Here is a 23,446-nt window from a genome sequence, read left to right as displayed (position 1 = left end):
CCTTATTTTTTGCGGATGTTGACCATAAAGGTCTTGGTCTCCGGGATAAACGTGTTGGGATCACCCACTGACGGGGTCAGCAGGTTGGCTGAATCGCCGCCGTCTTTGGGATGCACCCAGCCGAAGTGCCAGGTGGTGCCCACCTGGTGCAGTGTCTGGCCCATGATGTTCAGGGGCTGCAGACGCGGAGTGACGATGGCTATGCACTCGATCTTACCGCGCAGGTTTTCCACGATGACCTCGTCTCCGCTCTCGATTTCCCTGAGTTTGGCCAGTTCCGGATCGATCTCCGCAAAGTTCTGGGGCATGGTTTCCAGCAGCCACGGTACCCAGCGGGTCATGATTCCGGTCTGCCAGTGCTCGCATACCCTGTAGCTGGTCCCGACGAAGGGATAGCGGGGATCGCACACAGCGTGCTTTTCAAGCTCCTCCTCGAAGTACAGGGCAGTGGGGCTGTGCAGCTGATCAGAGTAGGGATGCTCCTCAAAGGGGCACTCCATGGATTCGTAATGTTCCGGAAACGGCCCGTCGGCCAGTCCCGGTCCGAACAGCTGTCCATAACCCTCGGCCCGCATGATAAAGGGATGTTTTTCAGCCGGAGGCCATCCGCCATCGGGCACATCACCTTTCCACTCGCCGTCTTCCCACTTTATTACCGCCTTGTCCGGGGCATAGGGTTGTCCGTCCTGGTCCACAGAGGCCCGGTTGTACAGGACTCTTCTGTTTACCGGCCAGGCGAAGGACCAGTTGGGGAAAAGGCCGATATTGGCCTGCATATCGGTCTGGTCCTTGTCGCGGCGGGCCATCATATTGCCGTCTTCAGTCCAGGCCCCGCTGTGCAGCCAGTTGCCGCATGCAGTGGACCCATCGTCCTTGAGCTGGGTAAAGTTGGCAACCTGCTTACCCGAGTTGACATCGTAGCCGCTCATGAGCTTGGCCACTTTCTGCACGTCAAACCTCTCGGGAAACTGTTTGCCCTCTTTGGCTATATCCTTTTCGTTGAGGTTGAGAATGGGGTCTGCAAATACTCCCCCGTTCTTTTTGTACAGATCCCGGATCCTGGTAAACAGCTCGAGCATGATGTCCCCGTCACGGGCACACTGTCCAGGAGGCTTGGGGCCCTGGTAGCGCCACTGGATCCAGCGGCCGGAGTTGGATACAGAGCCTTCCTTTTCGCAGAAGACAGCAGGAGGCAGGACAAAGACCTCGGTCTTGACCCTGCCGGGATCTACGTCCGGTCCTTTCCAGAAGGAGGCCGTCTCATTATCAAACACATTGACCGACACCAGCCAGTCCAGTTTGCCCAGGGCTTCTCTGGTTTTGGAGGAGTTGGCTCCGCTGGCTGCAGGATTCTGTCCCCAGACAAAAAAGCCCTTGAACTTGCCCTGCAGCATGTGGTCGAAAAGCACCAGCCATGAAGCGTTCTGGTCTTCATCCAGTTTGGGCAGCCATTTGTAGCTGTCTTTGGGGTCCTTATCCGGATACATGGCCTTCAAAAGGCTGGCTATGTACTTGGGGCGGTTCTGCCACCAGTTGGCGCTTTTGGGATCCTCGGTGGTCGGGGTGGTGTCATTGTAATCGTCCAGTGTGGCCAGATTGGCCCTGGGAGTGGGCATATACGCCGGGATTATGTGGAACAGCAGGGCCTGGTCCGTGGATCCCTGTACGTTGGAGGTTCCGCGCAGGGCGTTTACTCCGCCGCCGGCCACGCCCACGTTGCCCAGCAGGAGCTGGATCATGGCCATGGTGCGGATGATCTGTGCGCCCACCGTGTGCTGGGTCCAGCCCATGGCGTACATGATGGTCCCGGCCTTGTCCGGTGCGCCGGTCTCTGAATACATCTTGTAGAATTCTTCCAGCTTGTCCTTGGGTGATCCTGCTGTCTCGGAGGCCTTGTCCAGGGTGTAGCGCTCATAGTGTTTTTTCAGGAGCTGAAACACGCAGTTGGGGTCCTGCAGGGTGGGATCCTTTTTGGGGATGCCGTCGTCATCCATCTGGAAGGTCCAGGTATCCTTGTCGTAAGCTTCTTTGTCCGCGTCCCATCCGGTGAACAGGCCATTGTCGAAGCCGTAATCGGGGTTCACTAAGAACGAGGCATTGGTGTAGTTCTTGACGTATTCCTCGAAGTACAGGTTGTTGTCCAGGATGTACTTGATCATGCCGCCCAGAATGGCGATGTCTGTTCCAGAGCGCATGGGTACATACAGGTCGGCCTTGGTAGAACTCCTGGTGTAGCGGGGATCCACGCTCAGTATCTTGCCGCCCTTTTCCTTGGCCTTCATGACCCACTTGAAGGAAATGGGATGGTTTTCAGCGGGGTTTGCCCCCATCATGAGAATGCAATCACTGTTCATGAGGTCGTTGTAGTGATTGGTCATAGCGCCGCGTCCGAACGACTCTGCCAGAGCCGCAACAGTGGCGCTGTGTCAGATACGTGCCTGGTGCTCGATATACACCAGGCCCATGGCGCGCTGCATTGCCTGCAGGTACCAGTTTTCTTCGTTCTCGATTTCGGCGGAGCCCACGTGGGCTATGCCGTCGGTGCGGTTGACCACCTGGCCTTGGTCGTTTTTCTGGACAAAGGTCTCATCCCGGGCTTCCTTGACCTTCTCGGCAATGCGCTGCAGGGCCCAGCCCCAGGGGGCTTCCACAAATTTGTCGGTGTAGGGGGCACGGTACATGACCTTGGTGAGGCGGTTTTCGTTTTCCGCCACCTGGTACAGAGCAGCTCCCTTGGCGCACAGGGCGCCTTCGTTGATGGGATGGTCCGGGTCGCCTTCAATGTTGATGCACCGGCCCGAAGAGGACTTGTCGGTGTGCACCAGCACGCCGCAGCCAACAGAACAGTAGCAGCAGATGCTGGTGGTTTCCTTGGCCCAGTGGATTTTCAGCAACTGGGCTTTGGCCGTGGTCGGCTGCAGATTCATGCCGAGACCGGCAAAAGCGGTCACAGCGGTCGCAGTCGCCGAAAGTTTAATAAATTCCCTTCGACCTAGTTTCATAATCCCTCCTGCTTGATGGTTGAGATTAACTTCCGCCGGTCTCCCGGTTCAGGAGGACGAGAAGCTCGAACCCTGACGGAAGAACGTGCTGGGGGTTGAATAATGGTTCCTCAAAGACGTGCGGTCTGTGAAATGAAATGGTCCGGGCCATTCGAATGGTCCGGCCAAGATCAAATCCCAGGCCGAAAAATGGAGAGATGCTGTTTTGCATGGGCTTTTCCCCAAGTGGGTTTGTGCAATTCATAAAAGCTCCCAACAGCCGATTCAACAAGCGTTTTTTGCTTGTATAACTATCTGCTATTATGTTTTTTTTAACGTGTCAAGAGTAATTGTTAGATAATTCACGTGACCCCTGGAAAAGTTTTAATAAAAATCAGTTGATTGTTTTTTTTCATGTGGAGGCAGGTAAATCAGCGGGTCAGGCTGGAGTGTCTTGAGGGTGCGGGGGTTCGGCCGTGCAGGACTTGAGCTGGCGACGCCTGGATAATCCTTAAGTGAGCAGTCAGGGGGAGTTTTTTTCAAACTCCAGGGTTTCATTGTGGGGAAGCCTGATTGTGAAACCAGTGTCAGTCAGTTCGCCGGCAAGGGTGTCCATGGCCCGGGTCTGGAAATGAATCTCGCCGTTGGTGGTGCGCCACTTAAAGGTAATCGTGTCGATTTCAGTCTTCCATGATCCTTCTTGGTCGGGATGCAGTTTGATGACTGAAGACATGCCGGAGGTTGCCCCGTTTTTTTCCGTATATGTACCGGCCATGTCCGGCTGCTGCGTACAGGATAAAGTCAGAAGCATGGCCAGCAGGAATATGTGCTTAAGTCCTGGAACAACCAGGTGCATACCGCCCTCCTTTTTTTGCAGTCTAACATCAGAAGCAGTCACGTGCAATCCGGGATAATAACAGGACATATGTATTTGTTCCGGATTCAGGTGACCAGATAATAAAGGGCTCCAACCAGGATCAGGCTGCCCACCCGCAGGCTCTGGTTGTAGAATATGAGCTTTACGGCCAGCTTGGGGTTGAATATGCCTGCATAATAGGGAAGCTGGTGGCGAATGGCGCGCATGGGCGAGGACAGGATATTGCCAGTCAGAAGGGCCAGGACCACTTCCCGCACTCCCAGGGCCCCGCTGTCCAGCATGGCCCCGGCTGCAGCCAGTCCGGCCGACAGCTCCGCAGCCAGCTGCAAAACCACGATACTTAAGGCCTGGGGGGAGAGCCAGGCCATGAAATGCACATACTCAGCCATGCTTTCTTCCACCCAGTCGAAAAATCCGGCCTGTTGCAGGATGAAAAAAAGGGTATAGATGGGCACTGTGAAGATAATGATCTTTTTGAACCTGAATTTGAAGCGTTTCCAGACCCTGGCCAGCACCTCGGTCCAGTTGAGCTTCCCCTCGCCGGGAAGCTGGCACTCCACGCATGGTTCCGGCTTTGGACTCAGGATGAAGCGGCCCAGGACAACCACCACCAGGGTGCGCAGAAGGGCCGCAATGATGGTCAGCAAAAGATAGGGCAGGGCAGCGGCCTTGATGAGCGGGACCATGATGAAGAAAGTGGTGGGCAGGTGCAGAAAGTATGTGGGCAGGGAGTTGAACAGGTTGGACAAAACCAGTTCCCGGTAAGTGAGCTTTTCCTGGGAGTATGCCTCGGCCAGCATGGTATTGGCGGTGATGCCCGAGAAAAAGGCCATGGAGAAGCTGGCCCCGGATACGTCTCGAAGCCTGGCCATGCGGGTCAGGGGGGCGGCCAGGCGGGCCATGAACCTGGTCCAGTTCATGGACTCTATGAGGTTGCCCACAAAAACTCCCAGGGCAATGAAGACGCAGATCTTCAGGAGGGGAAATCCCAGGCCGGACCAGAGTTCGTAAAGGGTGAACATGATAACAGAAGCAGGCTAAGCCGACCTGGACGGTGTCCATGCCTCCTGGGGATTTAAGGTAAGCGGGTCGCTTTTGTCCTGCACCACCTGGTGCATGGCCAGTTCGTCAAGGGCATGTTCCAGGGCCTGCGGGGGAGCATTCCAGCGGGGCTCAATGTTTTCACGCTCCAGGGGCATATCGTGAAATTCAAGGTCGTGAAGTATCAGGTACAGGGAAACTGCTTCCACTGAAAGACCCAGAGTGAAAATTCTGTCCTGCATGGCCATTTCTCTACCTCCTGCTGCCTTCAACCACTGCCCGGGCAACTTTTTCCTGGTCGCTCTGCTTCAGGTAGGGGTGCATGGGCAGGCTGAAAATCCTTTTAGACATTTCCTCGCTCACAGGAAAATCACCGGAACTGTACCCCAGATAGCTGAAAACATCCTGCAGGTGAAGGGGCAGAGGATAATATACAGACCAGGGAACGTTGTTTTCTTTCAGGCTGTCAAATACCGTCTGGCGGTGCTCCTGGTCCCTGGCCAGCACGCTGTACTGGGCCCAGGCGCTCTGCCTGTCCGGGAAAAAGGAGGGTACAGTGATATCTTGGGCCTCCTGCAAGAAATCATTGTAGGTGCGGGCTACAATGTTTCTAAGCTCGATTTCTTCGGGGAAGATACTCATCTTGGCCAGAAGAACCGCGGCCTGCATGGTGTCCATACGGGCATTGAGGCCCAGGCGGACGTTGTCGTACCTGTTTTTGCCCTGTCCGTGTACCCTGAGGGACTCAAGGACCTGATGCAGACTGGTATCATTGGTAAAGCACATCCCGCCGTCTCCGTAGCACCCCAGAGGCTTGGCCGGGAAAAAAGAGGTACAGGCCGTATCTCCAAGAGTACACGGAGACACGTCCTTGTATGAAGATCCAAAAGACTGGGCCGCATCCACGAGAAGCCACAGGCCTTCTTCCTCCAGGATGGGATTTATGGCCTCATAATCACAGGGCAGACCAAAGAGATCCACGCTGATGAGGCCTTTGGGAATAAGATGGGCATGGGGCATGGAGCTTGGAGCATGGGGGCCTTTGCCTGGTTCGCCGGCCGCTTTTGCCTGGCTGGGCAGAGGATATACGTCGGGATCAGCGGATCTCAGGGCCTGGATGGCCAGCTTTAAGCTGTCCGGATCAATGTTGAAGGTTTCCGGATCAATATCCACGAATACCGGGGTGGCCCCCAGAAGGGCTATAACTTCGGCGGTGGCGCAGAAGGTAAAGGGTGTTGTCAGGACAGCATCTCCCGGTCCGGTGTTTTTGGCCATGAGGGCCAGAAGCAGGGCATCTGTTCCTGAAGAGCAGGCCAGGGCATGTTGTGCGCCGCAAAAGGCTGCAAGTTCTTTCTCCAGTTCAGCGATTTCCGGGCCCATGACGTAGGCGCCGTGGGCCAGGACCCGGTCCAGGCCTTCCTTTACCCGGGAATCTATCCTGGAATACTGTGATTTAAGATCTATAAATGGTATGCTCAATCTATCCTCCATGTCCTGATCTGTCCTTTCCTGCTTACGGCGTAACTATTCAGCATGGTCCGGGGACTTTGCAAACAGGACGTAAAAACTCACTCCAAGGAAGCGTAAATCAAAACCTATACACTGGTTTGATAACCAGGATATATTCTGTAAAATGCTTTGAATCAGGTTCGGTGTTGTTACGGTTTTGATTAACGCTTCCTACGTCGTTCAGACAGTTTACGCCCAGTTTGCAAAGCCCCCGGACCATGAATCCGCTACAAGACGCTTAGTTTTTCCAGATGAAGCAGATGGTGAATTTACCTTATGGCCTGGCTATCTGCTCCAGGATGTTTGCGGCTGTTTCCAGGGCCATAAGTCCCTGCTCACCCGGCACCTCGGGCTCCAGGTCATGTACCACGGCTTTTGCGAACTCCTCGAGTTCCATCTGCAGGGAGTTGACTTCAGGCGGAGAAGGCTTTTCGTATATTACGTCCCTTGCATTGTCACCCACTCCTATGCGGGAGACCACTGCAGGCTTGCAGCCGGGGTCCGGGATGGTATCCTGGTCTGTCAGCTTGAATATGTCAGCTTTTTTTTCCTGGAAATCCAGGGCGATGTACTGGTTCTGCTGGAAAAGGCGCATCCTGCGCATGGGACTTAAAGCTATGCGGCTGCTGGTTATATTGGCCACGCATCCGCTGGCGAATTTGAGCCGGACATTGGCTATGTCCTCCTCCCGGGAAACTACTGCCACTCCGCAGGCGTCCACATGGGTCACCGGGCTTTTGACCAGGTACAGGATCAGGTCCAGGTCGTGAATCATGAGGTCCAGGACCACGCTCACATCGCACCCCCTGGGGTTGAATGTGCTCAGGCGGTGGGCCTCGATGAACATGGGCTTCAGGGGATGATCCTTTATGGCCAGTATGGCCGGGTTGAAGCGCTCGATATGGCCCACCTGGATTTTCCTGTTTTTCTCCCTGGCCTTCTGCACTATGTCCCGGGCCTGATCCACGCTGGAGGCTATGGGCTTTTCCAGAAAGAGATGGCAGCCGTAATCCAGGGCCTTAAGGGCAACACTGTGGTGCTCACTGGTGGGGACTACTATGCTTACACCCTGGACCTTTTCCAGAAGGGCGTGCATGTCCCGGAAACATTCAGTGCTGCTGTCCCGGGCCGCTTTTTCCGCGCGCTCCCGGTCCAGGTCAAAGACCCCCACTAAGTTTATCTTTTCCGATTCAGCGGCCAGCCTGGCGTGAATGCTGCCCAGGTGGCCCACTCCGATAATTCCAAGGTCCAGTTTATTCATGTTGTTTTGACGGTTTTTTGAGATTAAAAGCGCTTTATCCTGGCGGTCCGGAATCTGAGCAGCGAGTAACTGGACAAGGAAGTGATCATATATATCGAACCACCCCCGCCCCTCCTTAACCAAGGAGGGGAGTAGACCGTGCTGAAGCCCTGATTTTTTGAATGTAAGCCACGAACCAGGAACCCAAAAATAGATGCTTAAAAGTTTAATGTAAAAATTTAATGCCGATCATGTTTATGTGCACGGCGTAAACTCCCCTCCTTGCCAAGGAGGGGCCGGGGGTGGTTGTATGAGCTCCCTTCCTTTCCTGTCCTGGTTGCAGGCAACGTCCTGGTCAGCTGGCGTACATGGCCTGCATTATCATTTCCGCAGTGTTGCGCGTGGCTTTTCTTTTGCCCAGCAGGTCCTTTACCTGCGCAAGTTCACGGCGGACATCAGCCAGTCTGCGGGGGTGGTCCAGCCAGCTGCCGGCGGCCTGCAGCAGTTCTTGGCTGCTGGCCCGGCTCTGTATGAATTCCGGGAAAACCCCCCTGTCCAGTATAAGATTGGGCATGCTGATGTATGGCACGTCTATGAGCATTCTCCCTGCCAGGTAGCTGGGCCAGGAGACTTTATAAGCTACAATGGCCGGAACATCAAGGATGGCGCATTCCAGGGTAATGGTCCCGGATACGGCCAGGGCCATGCTGCATGATTTAAGATAGCTGTGGCGCTCTTCCGGGGAGACGAACTCCAGGCAGGGCAGGTCCTTAGTGTGGCGCTTAATAAAATCGCGGTCTACTCCCGGTGCCTGGACTATGCCTATGGACAGATCCGGGCGTTTGAGGCTCAGCTTATAAGCTACGTCGGTAAAAACCGGCAGCAGGGAGGCGATTTCTTTTTTGCGGCTGCCAGGCAGCAGGGCTATCCTGTTTTCCTGCGGTGCAATAAGATTTAGCTCCGGCAGATGGATCAGGTCCAGCAGAGGATGTCCCACGTAGCGGGCCACTATGCCCCGGCTCAGAAAAAAATCCTGCTCAAAGGGAAAGATGCAGGCCACCCGGTGCACGAACTCCTTGAGAAATTTTATCCTGGATCTGCGCCAGGCCCACACTTGGGGGGCAATGTAGTAGATGACCGGGATGCCAAGCCTGCAGGCTTCCCGGGCCAGCCTGAAATTGAAATCCGGAGCGTCCATGAGCACCAGGACCCCGGGTCGTTCCCGGCGCAGCCTTTTTTTGATCTCGCTTAGATACCCGGCGATTCTGGGCAGGGCGGTGACCACCTCGGTAAGACCCACCAGGGACAGGTCTTCGGCCCGGTAAACCGTCTCCAGCCCCTGCCGGCGCATGGCCCGGCCGCCCATGCCCATGATGCGCATGCCCGGGCACATCTGCTGCAGCTCCTGCATGAGAAGCGCCCCGTAAGCGTCTGCCGAGGACTCGCAGACATTGATCCAGATAGATTTGCGCATGCGCTCATTTACCAATGCAGAAATTCTCGAAGATGGAATTTAAAATGTCATCAGTGACAATACGCCCGGTGATCTCGTCCAGGAAGGTACAGGCATAATCTAACCTGACCCCCAGCACATCGTACGGCATTTCCTGGCGGGCTTCATCAGCCAGAAGCAAAAGCTCCTGGCGGGCTTTATCCAGAGCTGTTTTCTGCCTCAGATTGGGGGCCAGTGAAGACGTGGCCTGGGGCCTTTTTTCCCCCAGGATCCTGGACCTGATGGCCCTGGTGAGATTTTCCAGGCCATGGCCCAGTGTAGCTGAGGTGTGCACCAGGTCCAGGCCCTTGTCTTTTAAGTCCTGTACCCAGCCGGGAGTCCCGGAAACCAGGTCCTGTTTGTTCACGGCCAGGACAAGTTTGCCGGGGCTTATCTCTTCCAGGATGTCCAGATCTTCCGGAGCAGGCTCCTGCCCGGCATCCAGGACCAGGATGCACAGATCGGAGCGGCTTATGAGCTGTCGGCCGGTTTCCAGGCCCATCATCTCGATCTTGTCCCGGGTGGGCCTGCGCCCGGCGGTGTCCACGAGGCGCACCGGAAGTCCATCCAGGTTGATGGCTTCTTCCAGGTAGTCCCTGGTGGTACCGGGAATGGAGGTGACTATGGCCCGCTCCCTGCCCAGCAGGGCGTTCATGAGGCTGGATTTGCCCGCATTGACCCGGCCGGCCAGGACCACCAGGGCACCCTCCCTGAAGACCCTGTTTTGCTCAAAGGCCTTGAGCAACTGGTCTATTTCCCGGACAGCGGAATTTGTTCTCTGGGCCAGATCTGCAAGAGGCAGGCATTCTAAGTCTTCTTCGGGGAAATCCACCGCCAGGCAGAGCTCTTGTTTCAGTTTTTCCAGACTGTCCCGCAGGGAGTCCACACGTTCTTTGAGGTGTCCCTGGAGCTTGTCCCGGGCCAGAAGTGCTCCGTCCTGGGTGGGGGCGTTTATCATTTCCAGAGCTGCTTCAGCCTGGGTAAGGTCCATGCGGTTGTTCAGGAAGGCCCGTTTGGTGAATTCTCCCGGAGCTGCGGGTTCTGCACCCAGGTGATAAAGGGCCTCCAGTACTCCTTCCAGTACTGCCGGTCCCCCGTGGCAGTTTATCTCCACCACATCCTCCCGGGTATAGGAATACGGGGCAGGCATGTAGGCCAGCAATACCTCGTCCAGTATCTGCTGATTTCTGTTTTTGATCCAACCGTAATGCAGCTTGTAGGCCTTGAAGCCCTTGAATCTCGGGCCGGGTACAAAAAGCTTTTCCGCGATGTCCAGGCTTTGGGGTCCGCTCAGGCGGACGATACCCACCCCTCCCTGGCCCATGGGTGTAGCTATGGCTGCTATGGTGGAGCCGGAAGTCCGGTGGGCTTCCCATTGAGCAGGCATGTCAGTTCTGCTGCTGCTCTTGCTGCTGTTGCTGGGATTTATTTTTCCTGCGCCCGGAGGACTTGGGCATGATCAGAACCCTCTTCATGGGGCCGTCACCTTTACTTTTGGTGCGGATTTTGTTTTCACCCTGCAGGGCCAGGTGCACAATGCGGCGGTGATAGGAACTAAGGGGCCTGGTACTCATGGTCTTGCCGGCTTTGATTGCTCTCTGGGCCAGTTGCTGGGCATTTTTTTCCAGCTTTTCAGTCTGTTTTTCCAGGAAGTTTTCCGTATCCAGCTGTATTCTGGCTGTGCCCGGATATTTTTTGGCAATGATGCGATTGGTTATATACTGCAGTGCGCTCAGGGTCTGCCCGTCCCGGCCCAGCAGGATGCCGGAATTATGTGTATCCTGAACTACTACTGTAATGGGCGAAGTGTCCTCACGGATTTTGATATCCACTTCCGGGGCCAGGGGTGTAGTGAGGCGCTGGATGAGCTCCTGGAGAAACCGGGCCGGGGGAGGTTTCAGGGCGTCGGATTCCTGGTCCTCCATATCTTCTTCCATATCCCCCTCGGGGTCATCCTCAAATATGGGCCCGACCGGAGAATCTTCTTCAGATTCTTCCTGCGCAGAAATCAAAGGCTCCTCCTGCTGCGCTGCCGCGGAAGCCTCTTCTTTTTGTTCCTGTTCCTGCTTTCTGGGCCTTCTCTTGGCCTTGATGGTGGCCTTTTTGACTCCCACCAGGCCGAAAATGCCTGAGGAACCACCGCTTACAATTTCTACTTCCAGTTGATCTCGATTGATATGAAAATATTTACATGCGCTTTGTATGGCTTCGTCAACATTCTTGCCGGAGAATTCAATATAATTGTCCATATGGTCTCCTTACGCGTAAATAACCATGTCATGGTCCGATCCGAAATCACCCCCGGCCTGGCTGAGGGTACCACCGCACTGATCAAACCTTTAGATCAGCGACTTGCCGTAGTTAAGAAGGATGTACCCGGTTAGAGAATAAAACAGCCCGTTTATTCTGGATTTGTCCGGCAGCCTGGTTGCAGGCAGCAGGCAGTAAGGTCCGGATCGGTTTTCAAAGAGCAGGTTATTTAAAAAATTGTTATTTAAGCTTCATGGGATCTCTGTCCCGCCCTGTTGTTGATAACTTCTGGTTTTCCGCTTTAGCTGGCGGTGATGCAGGGCCGGCTGACAACTCATCAGCCGGCTCCTGAAGTTATTGGTCCCTGCGGGGTCAGCTTCAATGGATGTGACTGCAAAAATAATTTTTACAAACTACTTCTTTTTTTTCTTTTTCTTGCTTGCGGCGGACTTCTGCTGAGGGGACTTCTGCTGCTGTTCGCCTGGTTTTTCCTGGCTTTCTTCCTGGGAATCCCCCTGGTCCTCTTTGTCCCTGGAACTCTTTCCGGCCTTTTCCGCGGCCTTCTGTTCCGCCTTCTGCAGAGGCACGTCAGCCGAGCGCAGCATGTACCACTGCTGCCCGATGGACAATACGTTGTTGGCCAGCCAGTAGATGACCAGCCCTGATGGGAAGGTGATAAAGATGAAGATGAACACTAAGGGCAGAAACTGCATTATCCTGGCCTGCAGGGGATCACCCGGGGCCGGGGCCATGCGCTGCTGCAGAAACATGGTGGCACCCATGAGAAGCGGAGTGATGTAGAATGGATCCCTGGCCGAAAGGTCCGCAAGCCAGACAATGTCCGTAAAGGGTATGTGGCTTATAAAGGGCGCGTGACGCAGTTCCACTGAGCCAAGCAAACCCTGGTACAGGGCGATGAACACCGGTATCTGTACCAGAATGGGCAGACATCCGCCCAGGGGGTTGACCTTGTAGGTCTTGTACAGGCGCATGATCTCCTCGTTCATGGCCTTGCGGTCATCCTTGTGCTTTTCCCGGATCTTGGTCATCATGGGTTGCAGCTTTTTCATCTGGTTCATGGACTTGTAGCTCTTGTGCGACAAAGGCCAGAAGATGATCTTGATGACCAGGGTCAGAAGCAGGATGGCCACCCCGTAATTGGCGGTGTACTGGTAAAAGAAATGCAGCACCTTCATCAGTGGCTGGGCCAGAAGATTGAACCAGCCGTAGTAGATGGACTCTTCCAGGTGGTTGGGGGCTCCCTCCAGGTATTCCCGGTCTTTGGGTCCCAGATAATAAATCTGATCCATGGTCTGGGAAGTCTCTGGCTCCAGGTACATGGACTTGCTCAGGGAAATCTGGAAAAGATCGTCCCCGTGATGGGCCTGCAGCTGCACATCGGGTGATGCAGGCACCAGGGTAAGCATGAAGTAGTGGTCCACGATTCCGGCCCACTGGATCCCGGTGTTTCTGCTGATCCCGTCGCTCAGGTTGCCCTCTCTTTCGTGGCTCAGGCCGTCCTGATCATAGTAGCCCAGACGGGTGGGGTTCAAGCGGCTGTCGGAAAAGGCCGGGCCGGCCAGGATGTTGGCAATCTCCCCCGATGCCTGGGCCTCGGTGGTGTTTACAACCTGAAGGTTTTCCTGGATCTTGTAGGTATCGGCCACAAAGGTCATTTCCCGGATGAATTTGACCCCGCCCATACGCCCGGTAAAGGTCAGCGTCTTTTCGTCGCCGGGCTCCAGGTCAAGATCTTCGCCGTTCAAGGCCCATTCACCCTCGATCCAGGTGGGCGCACGGTTCCAGGTTATGCCCATGGGGCCGCGGGCCAGGGAACGGGGCGTAACCAGGTCGACCATTGGGGCGTCGGGCTCTATATCCTGCTTGTATTCCTTGAGCACGAAGTGCTCCAGGATGCCTCCTGCACTATTGAAAGTGGCCTGGTAAAGGGGGGTGTCCACCTTGATCTGTTCGCCTTCTTCAGGCTCAAATCCGGGTATCTGTGCTTCGTGTGGATCCCAGGTGTCTTCTGCTTCTTCCCGGGGGTCCGGCTCAGGTGCCAGGTCCCTTTCTTCGGGCACGGTTTCTTCCAGTCGCTCTTCTTCCCGGACCTCTTCACGATCAGGTGTTTGCGGCGGAAAAAGAAGGTTCCAGACTACCAGAACCGCCAGGGATAAAACGACGGCAATGAGTACTCTATGTATTTCCATGTTCTTTTGTTGCTCCCAGGATGGATTTCAGAGAGAATTTTTCAGGCACGGGATCAAGTCCCGCTGCAAAGAAGGGATTGCACCTGAGCAGGCGGAAAAAGGTCAGAACTGTCCCCTTGCCGGGACCATGCATGACAATCGACTCCCTGGCGTATTCGGAGCATGAGGGTAAAAAGCGGCATGCAGGGGGAAACAGCGGAGACAGAATCCGCTGGTAAACCCTGATGAGCCCTATGAGTATATTACGCATCAGCAACTTGTAAATTTAAGCCCTTGGGTCTTGTTCCAGGTCTTTTTCCGTCCGGGGGGCGATCTGCTGAAACAGTTGCATTAATTGTTTCTGGACCATGTCCAGGTTCAACCCTGGCAGGTCTGTACGTTTTTTGCTGACCACGACATAGTCAAGGCCTGGAGGCACCAGATGCTGATTCAGCCTGAATGCTTCCCGGACCAGGCGCTTTATCCTGTTGCGAAGTACTGCCGGACCGATTTTTCTGCTGGCCGTGATGCCCAGTCGCCAGTAATCCCGGCCGTTTGGCCGGACAAAGATAATAAAGTGTTTTGTCTGATAACGCCTGCCACCCGCGTAGCAGGCCTGGAACTGGGGTCTTCTGACCAGCCTCAGGTGCCTGGGAAAATTTAGACTGCCAATCTTTTTCTGCCCTTGGCCCTTCTTCTGTTGATAATGGCCCTGCCGTTCTTGGTGCGCATGCGCACACGAAACCCGTGGGTTCTTTTGCGTTTGATTCTGCTTGGTTGATAGGTCCTTTTCATTTGTGCGGTCTCCTTGCAAAAAATTAAAAGAGATGCATAACCTCTGGCGCAGATTTAGTCAACCCTGACCCTGGGGCAAAAGGACCCAGGAAGCTCGGGCAAAAAGCGTGGAGGCTGCCCATGGAACTGATTGCCTTTGCCGCAATGTTGGGTTATCAGGGAGGGTAGTATTCAGTAAGACATATTTGCAAACAACCTTCAAGGGGCAGCCAGCAGCCATGGTCGACGAACTTATCAGCTGGGCGGGCCTGGAATCGGAACAGGTCCACAAGGCCCGGAGCGTTCAGGGCGAAAAAAGAATCGACTTCCCCCGGGCCTGCCTTGCGGCCGGGGTCATCAGCGAAGAACAGTACCGCGACTTTATGGCCGCACACCTGGGCCTGCCTGTGGTGGACCCTTCCCGTATGCAGGTCTGCCGGGAAACCCTGGGACAACTGGACAGGTCGGCCTGGGCCAGGTACCAGGCCGTGCCTTTTTTTGTGCACCAGGACAGGCTTTACCTGGCCTGTTTTGAGCCGGATAATATAACCGCCCTGGACGATATCCAGTTCATGACCGGGATGCAGGCCCTGCCGCACTTAGCCACCCTTTCCTCTATTCAGCTGGTCCTGGACAGGCTGGCGGATAAAGATTCCGGCAGGATGGACGACATCCTGGCCCAGATGGAAGCAGAGGAGGGACCGGATGCCGGGGAGGGTCCGGAAAAGGAAGAGGCTTCCACCATGGAGGCTGCCTCCCAGGCGCCTGTGGTCAAGATGGTCAACCTGATTATCCAGGAGGCCATCCGCAAGAAGGCCTCGGATATCCACATAGAGCCCTATGAAAAGGATTTCCGGGTCAGGCTGCGCCTGGACGGCATGCTCACCGAGGTCATGCGCCCGCCCATCCGCATGAAAAACGCCCTTATCTCCAGGCTCAAGATCATGTCCCACTTAAATATTGCGGAAAAACGCCTGCCCCAGGACGGCCGTATCAAGGTACGCTCTCAAGAAGGCACTCCTATTGAGTTCAGGGTCTCCATCCTGCCCACACTGTTCGGGGAAAAGGTGGTCATGCGTATCCTGGACAAGTCCATGCTCCAGGTGGATATGCATGACCTGGGTCTGGAAGACCATTCCCTGAAAGTTTTTGAAGAAGCCATCAAGAGGCCTTACGGCATGGTCCTGGTTACCGGGCCTACCGGATCGGGCAAGACCACCACCCTTTATTCGGCCATCATGGAACTCAACCAGGAAGGGGTGAACATCTCCACTGCCGAGGACCCGGTGGAATTCAGCCTGCATGGTGTAAACCAGGTGCAGGTGCAGGAGACGGTAGGGCTTAATTTTGCCTCGGTGCTGCGCTCTTTTCTGCGCCAGGACCCGGACGTCATTCTGGTGGGGGAGATCCGGGACCTGGAAACAGCAGAAATTGCAGTCAAGGCCGCCCTCACGGGACACCTGGTCCTGGCCACTCTGCACACCAATGACGCACCCAGTACCCTGACCAGGCTTTTAAACATGGGGGTGGATTCATTTCTGGTGGCTTCTTCCATAAACGCCATCATGTCCCAGCGCCTGGTGCGCAGGCTCTGCCCCTCCTGCAGGGTGCCGGAAACGGACCAGGAGCTTTTGAAGGCCATGGGCATGAGTTCACAGGAATCCGGTCAGGACGGGATTTTCCGGGCCGCGGGCTGTGAAGAGTGCAACAACACTGGATACAAAGGACGTACCGGAGTGTACGAGGTCATGCCGGTGACCCATCAGATCCAGGAAATGGTCCTGGCCGGGAAAAGCGACCTGGATCTGCGCCGGGCCGCTGTGGAAGAGGGCATGATCACCATGCGCAAGAGCGGGCTTATAAAGATGTCCCAGGGCATGACCTCGGCCCAGGAAGTCCTGCGGGTAACTGTAAACTAAAGCAGATAAGTATGCCCATATTTCTTTACAAGGCCACCAGCAAGTCCGGAAAAAAGCTCAAAGGCGACCTGGATGCCCCCAGCCTGGACATGGCCAAGGCAACCCTCAAGCGTAAAGGGCTAAAAGACATCCAGGTCAAGCCCAAGCCCAAGGATATCCTGGAGGGAACCTTTCTGGAGGGACGGGTCACTTCCAGGGACATGGTGGTTTTCAGCCGGCAGTTCGCCACCCTGATAAATGCCGGAGTGCCCATCCTGCAGGCCCTGCAGGTCATGTGCGATCAGACCGAAAACAAGATCCTGCGGCGCAAGCTCTACGAGGTCAAAAACGATATCGAGGGCGGGTCATCACTTTACGACAGCCTCAAAAAGCACCCGGACGTATTCGACGACCTGTACACCAACATGGTGGACGCCGGAGAGGCCGGGGGAGTCCTGGACCTGGTCCTGGACCGCCTGGCCCGCTACATTGAAAAGGCGGCCAGGCTCAAGGCCAGGGTCAAGAGCGCACTTATTTATCCGGGGGTGATCATCACCGTGGCCGTGGCGGTGATAGCCATCATCCTCATATTCGTCATACCCACTTTCGAGGATATGTTCGCCGACTTCGGCGGGGCCCTGCCCGCACCCACCCAGTTCGTCATCGGCCTTAGCCGGTTTGTATCCCAGAACGTATTGTGGATCCTGGGGGGGCTGATCGCGACTGTCCTGGGCATAAGGCTTATTTACCGCACGGAAAGGGGCAGGACCCTGATTGACGAATGGATTCTGCATGCCCCGGTTTTCGGGCCGCTTTTGCGCAAGGTGGCTGTGGCCAGGTTCAGCCGGACCATGAGCACCATGATTTCTTCGGGGGTGCCGATACTAAGTGCCCTGGACATTGTCTCGCGCACCGCCGGAAACAAGAGCGTGGAGCATGCGGTGCAGGAGGCCAAGCAGAGCATCACCGAGGGCCAGAGCCTGGCCGAGCCCTTGTCCGAGACAGGTATCTTTCCGCCCATGGTCACCCAGATGATCTCCATCGGGGAGACCACCGGGGCCCTGGACGGCATGCTGGAAAAGATAGCTGACTTCTACGACGACGAGGTGGATGTGGCCGTAGACACTTTGACCTCGCTTCTGGAACCCATTATGATCGTTTTTCTGGGCGTAGTGGTGGGCGGTCTGGTCATCAGCATGTACCTGCCCATTTTTCAGATTGCGGACGTGGTGGCGTGATGAGGCAGGACACATTCTGATGGGTCGGACCTGTCGGACACGTCAGACAGGTCCGACAGGTCCGACAACACAGAAGCAATAAATTACAAAAGGAGGACACAATGACTAAAGACCCGGTAGTGGCCGTAGCAGGGGCCACCGGTGCAGTTGGAAGAGAGATGCTCAGGATCCTGGCCGAGAGGGATTTTCCGGCCAAAGAGATTATTCCCCTGGCCTCGTCCAGGTCCGCCGGCAGCAAGATAGAATACAAGGACAGCAAGCTCATCGTACAGGAACTCACAGAAGATTCCTTCAAGGGAGTGGACCTGGCCATATTTTCCGCAGGTGGGGGTACCTCTGAAAAGTATGCCCCCATTGCCGCAAAGAGCGGCTGCGTGGTGGTGGACAACTCCAGCTTCTGGCGAATGGATCCCGATGTGCCCTTAGTGGTGCCCGAGGTGAATCCGGAAGACCTGGAAAAGCACCAGGGTATCATTGCCAATCCCAACTGCTCCACCATCCAGATGGTGGTGGTGTTAAAGCCTCTGCACGACGTAAGCAGGATAAAAAGGGTGGTGGTTTCCACCTACCAGGCTGTGTCCGGGTCCGGCCAGAAGGCGGTGCACGAGCTGGAAACCCAGGTCAAGCAGCTCTTCAACATGGAAGAAGTCACCCCCAGCGTCTATCCCTACCAGATAGCCTTCAACTGCATCCCGCACCTGGATGCCTTCCTGGACAACGGCTACACCAAGGAAGAGATGAAAATGGTCAATGAGACCGTGAAGATCATGGGTGATGAAAGCGTAAAGGTTACCGCCACCACGGTAAGGGTGCCGGTGTTTTTCGGGCACAGCGAATCCTTGAATGTCCAGACCGAGTCCAGGATAAGCCGGGAGGATGCCAGGGCCATTCTCACACAGGCCCCGGGGATCAGGGTCATGGACAATCCCGAGGAAAAGATATACCCCATGCCTCTTTTTGCAGCAGGCAAGGATGAGACCTTTGTGGGCCGCATCCGCGAGGACCAGAGCACCGAAAACGCCCTGGACATGTGGGTTGTGGCGGACAATATCCGCAAGGGTGCAGCCCTGAATGCAGTGCAGATTGCAGAGTTTCTGCTGGTCAAGGATCTGGTGCGGGTACCGTAACAGAGGTCAGAGATCAGAGATCAGAAGTCAGTGGTCAGAGGTCAGAAGATAGAGGCCAGAAGACAGAGTTCAGAGGATCATGCTGGCTGCGCTGACCACGCGAGGCGCGTGGCTGGTCACGCTAACCACGCGAAGTGCGTGGCAGCGCGCGTGGCAGGCACATGAGTAGCAGGTCTTTTCGTTTTATAATTTGTTGATTTCATGCAGGAGTAAACCAAGTGGCTCACGTTGCAGGCACCCGGGAATATCTGGACAAGCTTGTCTCCCTGCCCCGGCCGGGTGAGGAGAATATTTTCGCCTTCTATGATCACCGCCTGGAGATGATCTGCAAGGATCCCAGGATGATGCTCATTCCCCTGGATGATCACATGATCCACCGCGGGGACGGCGTATTTGAGACAGTAAAATACCTGGGCCGCAGGGTGTATCAGCTGGAAGCGCACCTGGAGCGCATGGAAAAGAACTGCCGGGCCATATTTATCAGGCCTCCTCTGAGCTGGGAGCACATCCGGGAGATGGTCCTGGAAACGGCCAGAGCCGGGGGGCAGGATGACGGATACCTAAGCCTGTTCATCGGCCGCGGCCCTGGCGGGTTTGCCATTGACTACCGGGAATGCCCCTGGCCCAGCCTGTATATTGTAGCCAGGAGGTTCAACTATCTGCCCGAGAGCATGTGGGAAAAGGGTGTACGGGCCTGCAAGTCCGAGCACCCGGCCAAGCCGTCCTTCATGGCCAGGATCAAGTCGGTCAACTACCTGCCCAATGTACTCATGAAAAAGGAGGCCGTGGACAAAGGCTGCGATTTTGTCCTGTGCTTTGATCAGCATGGATTTCTGGCCGAGGGCTGCATAGAAAACGTGGTGGTGGTGGATCAGAAGGGGCGCATCCTGGTGCCGGAGCTGAACAACGCCCTGCCGGGCACCACCCTCATGCGCGCCCTGGAACTCATCAAGGACGAGATGACCTTTGTATTCCGGCCCATAAGCGAGGAAGAAATCTACGAGGCCCGGGAGGTCATCCTCCTGGGCACCACCCTGGATGCCATGAGCATTGTCCGCTACAACGGCAAGCCCATACACGACGTCCGCCCCGGCCCGGTGAGCAAACGGATGCGCGAGCTCCTGGTGCGGGATTTGGAGGAGAACGGGGTAAAATTATAGCCGTCCGTATCCTTACTCTACAAGGATCTTCTCTGCGGAAGATGAGTCAACCTCGCCCATGATGGCGGCTTCACTTAGGCCCCTGGAGTGCAGGTTCCGGAGCATGTCCCGGGCCTGGTCCGGGGGGCAGCAGATGAGAAGGCCCCCGGAAGTCTGGGGGTCGAACAGGATATCGCGCTTGGCCGGAGTGATCCCGTCTGAGTATTCCACGATATTTTCCCGGAAATGCCGGTTTTTGTGCGCCCCGGCCGGGACCATGCCCATGGAGGCGAATTCTAAGGCTTCGGGCAGCACCGGGAGGCTGCCGAAATCAATTTTCAGGCTGACTTTTGAGCCGCAGAGCATTTCGGCCATGTGTCCCAGCAGGCCGAATCCGGTTATATCGGTGCAGGCATGAACATCGTATTGGCGCATAACTTCGGCTGCGGCTTTGTTGAGTTCGGCCATGAGCCTGGTGACCTTTTGGATATGTTCCTGGGAGGCTGCTCCGCCCTTGATGGCGGTGTTGACAATGCCAGTGCCCAGGGGCTTGGTCAGGATGAGCCTGTCCCCGGCCTGGAGGTTTTTCTTGGTCAGGATCTTGTCCGGATGCACAAACCCGGTTACGGAAAGACCGTATTTAAGCTCTGCATCTTCTACACTGTGTCCTCCCACCAGGACGGTACCTGCCTCGCGCATCTTGTCCAGACCTCCCATGAGGATCTGACGCAGAACTTCCAGGTCCATTTTACCCAGGGGAAAGCCTACCAGGTTCATGGCGGTTTTGGGCTCTCCGCCCATGGCATAGACGTCGCTTAAGGCATTGGCTGCGGCGATCTGGCCGAACCAGTAGGGATCGTCCACGATGGGGGTAAAAAAATCCACGGTCTGTATAAGGGCCAGGTCATCCGAGACCTTGTACACCCCGGCGTCGTCGGCCCGGTCCAGGCCCACTATGAGGTTGGAATCCTTGGGGAACTCCAGCCCCTGCAAAGCTTTGTCCAGGTCCCCTGGAGGCAGCTTGGAAGCTCAGCCGGCGCCTTTGACGGTTTCCGTGAGGCGTTTTTTTGTCTCTAAGTTTGATATGTTCATATCCTGTGTGTAACCTGAGAAGAACCCGGCAGTCCAATTTAAAATATCAATAGAAAGCCTGGATTGCTATTGAAAATATCAATACGCAGGCCTAAAAAAAAGCCCGGGAGATTCTCCCGGGCTTTTTTAGGTTTTTTGTTTTCTTTTTACTGGGCCTGTTCCTGGTATTCTTCCTTCATGAGCTTGGAGGAAATGGGAGTGATGTTTGCATCCCCGCAGAACAGGTCTTCCCTGGTGGTGCCCATGAGGGCCTCGGCCAGGACATCATCCATGTGCTGTACCGGCATGACCTCCAGGCCCTTGAGCACATTGTCCGGGACTTCCTGCAGATCTTTCTGGTTGGCTTCGGGGATGATGACCTTGTTTATATCACCGCGCCTGGCAGCCAGGAGCTTTTCCCTGAGACCGCCTATGGGCAGAACCCTGCCGCGCAGGGTGATTTCCCCGGTCATGGCCAGGTCGTTACGCACCGGCAGGTTGAGTAGCGACGAAACCAGGCTGGTGGTCAGGGTGATGCCGGCTGAAGGTCCGTCCTTGGGGGTTGCTCCTTCCGGGACATGCACGTGTACGTCTATTTCCTTGTAGAAGTCCGACTTGAGGCCGAATACGTCCGAGCGGGAGCGTACATAGCTAAGGGCCGCCTTGGCGCTTTCCTTCATTACGTCGCCAAGCTTGCCGGTGATCTCCACCTTGCCCGTGCCGGGCATGAGGGCCACTTCCACCAGGAGGATTTCGCCCCCTACTTCGGTCCAGGCCACACCGTTGGTTACACCAACCAAAGGCTTGTCCTCGCGCTCACCGTGGCGGATCTTGGATACGCCCAGGTAAGAGGGCACACTCTTGGCTGTTACCCGGACCTTTTTGTCCTTTCTGTCCTTTTCTTCGACTTTTTTCTTGGCCACCTTGCGGCAGATGGAGGCGATTTCACGCTCCAGGTTGCGTACCCCGGCCTCCCGGGTGTACTGACGGATTATTTCATTTATGGCCCCCTCGGAAATGGAGACCTTACTGTCTTCCAGGCCGTGATAGTTGAGCTGCTTGGGCCAGATAAAGTGCCTGGCAATGCGGTTTTTCTCGGTTTCCAGATAGCCTGGCAGCTTGATTATTTCCATACGGTCCTGCAGGGGCGCTGGGATGGCCTGCAGGTAGTTGGCCGTGGTGATGAAGAAGATGTTGGACAGGTCGTAATCCAAGTCCAGGTAATGGTCGCTGAAGGCGGAGTTCTGTTCCGGGTCCAGCACCTCCAGCAGCGCTGCAGAAGGATCCCCCCGGAAATCCATGCTCATCTTGTCCACCTCGTCCAGGCAGAAAACCGGGTTGTTGGTATCCACCCGTTTCAGGCTCTGCAGGATCTTGCCGGGCATGGCCCCGACATAGGTGCGCCTGTGACCCCGGATCTCGGCCTCGTCGCGCACACCTCCCAGAGAAAGCCTGATGAACTCACGCTGGGTGGCCCGGGCCACTGATTTGGCCAGGGATGTCTTGCCCACGCCTGGAGGTCCCACCAGGCACAGGATGGGCCCGCGCATTTTTTCCACCAGGCTCTGCACGGCCAGGTATTCCAGGATTCTCTGCTTGGGCTTTTCCAGACCGTAATGGTCTTCATCCAGAATCTTTTCCGCCTTGGTAATGTCAGTGTCTGTCTCCCTGAGCTCGTTCCAGGGCAGGGCCAGGACCCAGTCCACGTAGTTCATGAGCACGCTGTACTCCCCGGCGTTGGGGGGCATGCTGCGCAGTTTCTTGATTTCTTCCGAGGCCTTGTCCTTGGCCTGCTGGGGCATGTTTTTCTGGTCCACCTTTTCCTGGAGTACATCCAGTTCGGCCTTGGGATCGTGGTCGCGGCCCATTTCCTTGTGGATGGCCTTGAGCTGCTCGGAAAGATAATATTCCCTCTGGTTCTTTTCCATCTGGTTCTTGACCCTGGACTTGATCTTTTTTTCCAGGGAGAAGACTTCGATTTCGCCCTGCAGGTGGGCATAAGCCATCTGCAGGCGCTTGAAAGGATCGAATTCCTCCAGGACCTCCTGCTTTTCGTTAAATTCCACCTTGAGATGGGGCATAATGGCGTCAGCTATGGCCCCGGGGTCATCCATGTTCTGGATGGACTGTACGGATTCCTTGGCGATTTTGGTGTTGGCCTTGGAGTATTCTTCCAGGGACTCCTTGGTGGCCCGGACCAGGGCCTCTGTTTCGGAATGGTCGTTTTCCTCTTCCGGCAGGAAATGGGTCTCCACTTCAGGGACCTCTTCCTCGAAATCGACCTTTTCCGGGTTTACCGCCGCCCGGTGCAGGCCCTCAAAGAGAACCTTGACCGTGCCGTCGGGCAGACGAAACATCTGCAGGATCCTGCTTACGCATCCGCAGGCATAGATGTCTTCGGGGCCAGGCTTTTCCGTCTTGGGGTCATTCTGGGTCACCAGGAATATTTTTTTGTTGTAGTTGTTCAACGCGTGTTCAATGGCCTTGATAGATGAATCGCGTCCCACCAGAAGGGGAATAATGGCCTTGGGAAACATGACCACTTCGCGCAGGGTCATCAGGGGCAGTTTTTCACCTTTGGGGGTTGCTTTTCCGGCATTGGTCTTTTTTGTCATTAAGG

20 protein-coding genes are annotated in these 23,446 nt (G+C 55.7%); 4 read left to right on the top strand and 16 right to left on the bottom strand.

What is annotated here, in order from left to right; all coding sequences use genetic code 11:
* Nucleotides 1-2: 2 nt before the first annotated feature.
* From fdnG to rpmH, 14 genes are all read right to left on the bottom strand, one after another.
* On the bottom strand, nucleotides 3-3,002 hold the full coding sequence (gene fdnG / locus DTHIO_RS07055) for a formate dehydrogenase-N subunit alpha (protein ID WP_008869637.1): 3,000 nt from the start codon (nucleotides 3,000-3,002) through the stop codon (nucleotides 3-5).
* A 25-nt stretch (nucleotides 3,003-3,027) separates the two neighbouring features.
* A complete protein-coding gene (locus DTHIO_RS21065) occupies nucleotides 3,028-3,213 on the bottom strand; it encodes a hypothetical protein (RefSeq protein ID WP_144311481.1) in 186 nt (61 codons plus the stop codon).
* Nucleotides 3,214-3,504: 291 nt separating this feature from the next.
* Nucleotides 3,505-3,837, bottom strand: coding sequence for a hypothetical protein (locus tag DTHIO_RS07045; RefSeq protein WP_008869635.1), 333 nt, complete (start codon nucleotides 3,835-3,837; stop codon nucleotides 3,505-3,507).
* A gap of 86 nt (nucleotides 3,838-3,923) precedes the next feature.
* The gene (locus DTHIO_RS07040) at nucleotides 3,924-4,880 is read right to left on the bottom strand and encodes a membrane protein (protein ID WP_008869634.1); all 957 of its coding nucleotides are present in this window, start codon (nucleotides 4,878-4,880) and stop codon (nucleotides 3,924-3,926) included.
* A gap of 15 nt (nucleotides 4,881-4,895) precedes the next feature.
* Nucleotides 4,896-5,141, bottom strand: coding sequence for a hypothetical protein (locus tag DTHIO_RS07035; protein WP_144311480.1), 246 nt, complete (start codon nucleotides 5,139-5,141; stop codon nucleotides 4,896-4,898).
* A gap of 10 nt (nucleotides 5,142-5,151) precedes the next feature.
* Nucleotides 5,152-6,378, bottom strand: a complete 1,227-nt coding sequence (locus tag DTHIO_RS07030; protein WP_144311479.1) for a DegT/DnrJ/EryC1/StrS family aminotransferase — start codon at nucleotides 6,376-6,378, stop codon at nucleotides 5,152-5,154.
* 304 nt (nucleotides 6,379-6,682) lie between these two features.
* Nucleotides 6,683-7,669, bottom strand: coding sequence for a Gfo/Idh/MocA family oxidoreductase (locus DTHIO_RS07025; RefSeq protein ID WP_008869631.1), 987 nt, complete (start codon nucleotides 7,667-7,669; stop codon nucleotides 6,683-6,685).
* Between the two features lie 334 nt (nucleotides 7,670-8,003).
* Entirely contained in the window at nucleotides 8,004-9,122 is a 1,119-nt protein-coding gene (gene lpxB, locus DTHIO_RS07020; RefSeq protein ID WP_008869630.1) for a lipid-A-disaccharide synthase, read from the bottom strand.
* A gap of 4 nt (nucleotides 9,123-9,126) precedes the next feature.
* The gene (gene mnmE, locus DTHIO_RS07015; RefSeq protein WP_008869629.1) at nucleotides 9,127-10,527 is read right to left on the bottom strand and encodes a tRNA uridine-5-carboxymethylaminomethyl(34) synthesis GTPase MnmE; all 1,401 of its coding nucleotides are present in this window, start codon (nucleotides 10,525-10,527) and stop codon (nucleotides 9,127-9,129) included.
* A gap of 1 nt (nucleotide 10,528) precedes the next feature.
* Complete coding sequence (gene jag, locus DTHIO_RS07010) at nucleotides 10,529-11,389, bottom strand: RNA-binding cell elongation regulator Jag/EloR (protein ID WP_008869628.1); 861 nt, start codon at nucleotides 11,387-11,389, stop codon at nucleotides 10,529-10,531.
* Between the two features lie 414 nt (nucleotides 11,390-11,803).
* Nucleotides 11,804-13,600 (bottom strand): membrane protein insertase YidC, encoded by a 1,797-nt coding sequence (yidC, locus tag DTHIO_RS07005; protein WP_008869627.1) that lies wholly within the window; start codon nucleotides 13,598-13,600, stop codon nucleotides 11,804-11,806.
* Nucleotides 13,587-13,850, bottom strand: a complete 264-nt coding sequence (gene yidD / locus DTHIO_RS07000; RefSeq protein WP_008869626.1) for a membrane protein insertion efficiency factor YidD — start codon at nucleotides 13,848-13,850, stop codon at nucleotides 13,587-13,589. The genes yidC and yidD overlap by 14 nt, the downstream gene beginning before the upstream one ends.
* Before the next feature lie 15 nt (nucleotides 13,851-13,865).
* On the bottom strand, nucleotides 13,866-14,252 hold the full coding sequence (gene rnpA, locus DTHIO_RS06995) for a ribonuclease P protein component (RefSeq protein WP_008869625.1): 387 nt from the start codon (nucleotides 14,250-14,252) through the stop codon (nucleotides 13,866-13,868).
* Nucleotides 14,240-14,374: a 50S ribosomal protein L34 gene (gene rpmH / locus DTHIO_RS20425; protein ID WP_008869624.1), complete on the bottom strand. Its 135-nt coding sequence runs from the start codon at nucleotides 14,372-14,374 to the stop codon at nucleotides 14,240-14,242. The genes rnpA and rpmH overlap by 13 nt, the downstream gene beginning before the upstream one ends.
* 218 nt (nucleotides 14,375-14,592) lie before the next feature.
* Between rpmH and pilB the strand changes: the two genes are divergently transcribed.
* The 4 genes from pilB (at nucleotide 14,593) to DTHIO_RS06975 (ending at nucleotide 19,776) form a co-directional block, all read left to right on the top strand.
* Nucleotides 14,593-16,272 carry a type IV-A pilus assembly ATPase PilB gene (gene pilB / locus DTHIO_RS06990; protein ID WP_008869623.1) on the top strand — a complete coding sequence of 560 codons (1,680 nt, stop codon included), beginning with the start codon at nucleotides 14,593-14,595 and terminating at the stop codon, nucleotides 16,270-16,272.
* 11 nt (nucleotides 16,273-16,283) lie between these two features.
* Nucleotides 16,284-17,489 carry a type II secretion system F family protein gene (locus DTHIO_RS06985; RefSeq protein WP_008869622.1) on the top strand — a complete coding sequence of 402 codons (1,206 nt, stop codon included), beginning with the start codon at nucleotides 16,284-16,286 and terminating at the stop codon, nucleotides 17,487-17,489.
* Nucleotides 17,490-17,590: 101 nt separating this feature from the next.
* The gene (locus DTHIO_RS06980) at nucleotides 17,591-18,616 is read left to right on the top strand and encodes an aspartate-semialdehyde dehydrogenase (protein WP_008869621.1); all 1,026 of its coding nucleotides are present in this window, start codon (nucleotides 17,591-17,593) and stop codon (nucleotides 18,614-18,616) included.
* Between the two features lie 218 nt (nucleotides 18,617-18,834).
* The gene (locus DTHIO_RS06975) at nucleotides 18,835-19,776 is read left to right on the top strand and encodes an aminotransferase class IV (RefSeq protein WP_008869620.1); all 942 of its coding nucleotides are present in this window, start codon (nucleotides 18,835-18,837) and stop codon (nucleotides 19,774-19,776) included.
* 12 nt (nucleotides 19,777-19,788) lie between these two features.
* On the opposite strand, the gene selD is transcribed toward DTHIO_RS06975, so the two are convergent.
* Both selD and lon read right to left on the bottom strand, forming a co-directional pair.
* Entirely contained in the window at nucleotides 19,789-20,847 is a 1,059-nt protein-coding gene (gene selD, locus DTHIO_RS06970; protein ID WP_083803952.1) for a selenide, water dikinase SelD, read from the bottom strand.
* Between the two features lie 146 nt (nucleotides 20,848-20,993).
* Nucleotides 20,994-23,441: an endopeptidase La gene (gene lon, locus DTHIO_RS06965; protein ID WP_008869618.1), complete on the bottom strand. Its 2,448-nt coding sequence runs from the start codon at nucleotides 23,439-23,441 to the stop codon at nucleotides 20,994-20,996.
* Between the last annotated feature and the right edge of the window lie 5 nt (nucleotides 23,442-23,446).

The organism is Desulfonatronospira thiodismutans ASO3-1 (assembly GCF_000174435.1).
Lineage (GTDB): Bacteria > Desulfobacterota > Desulfovibrionia > Desulfovibrionales > Desulfonatronovibrionaceae > Desulfonatronospira > Desulfonatronospira thiodismutans.
This window is presented reverse-complemented; position numbering and strand designations above follow the sequence as displayed.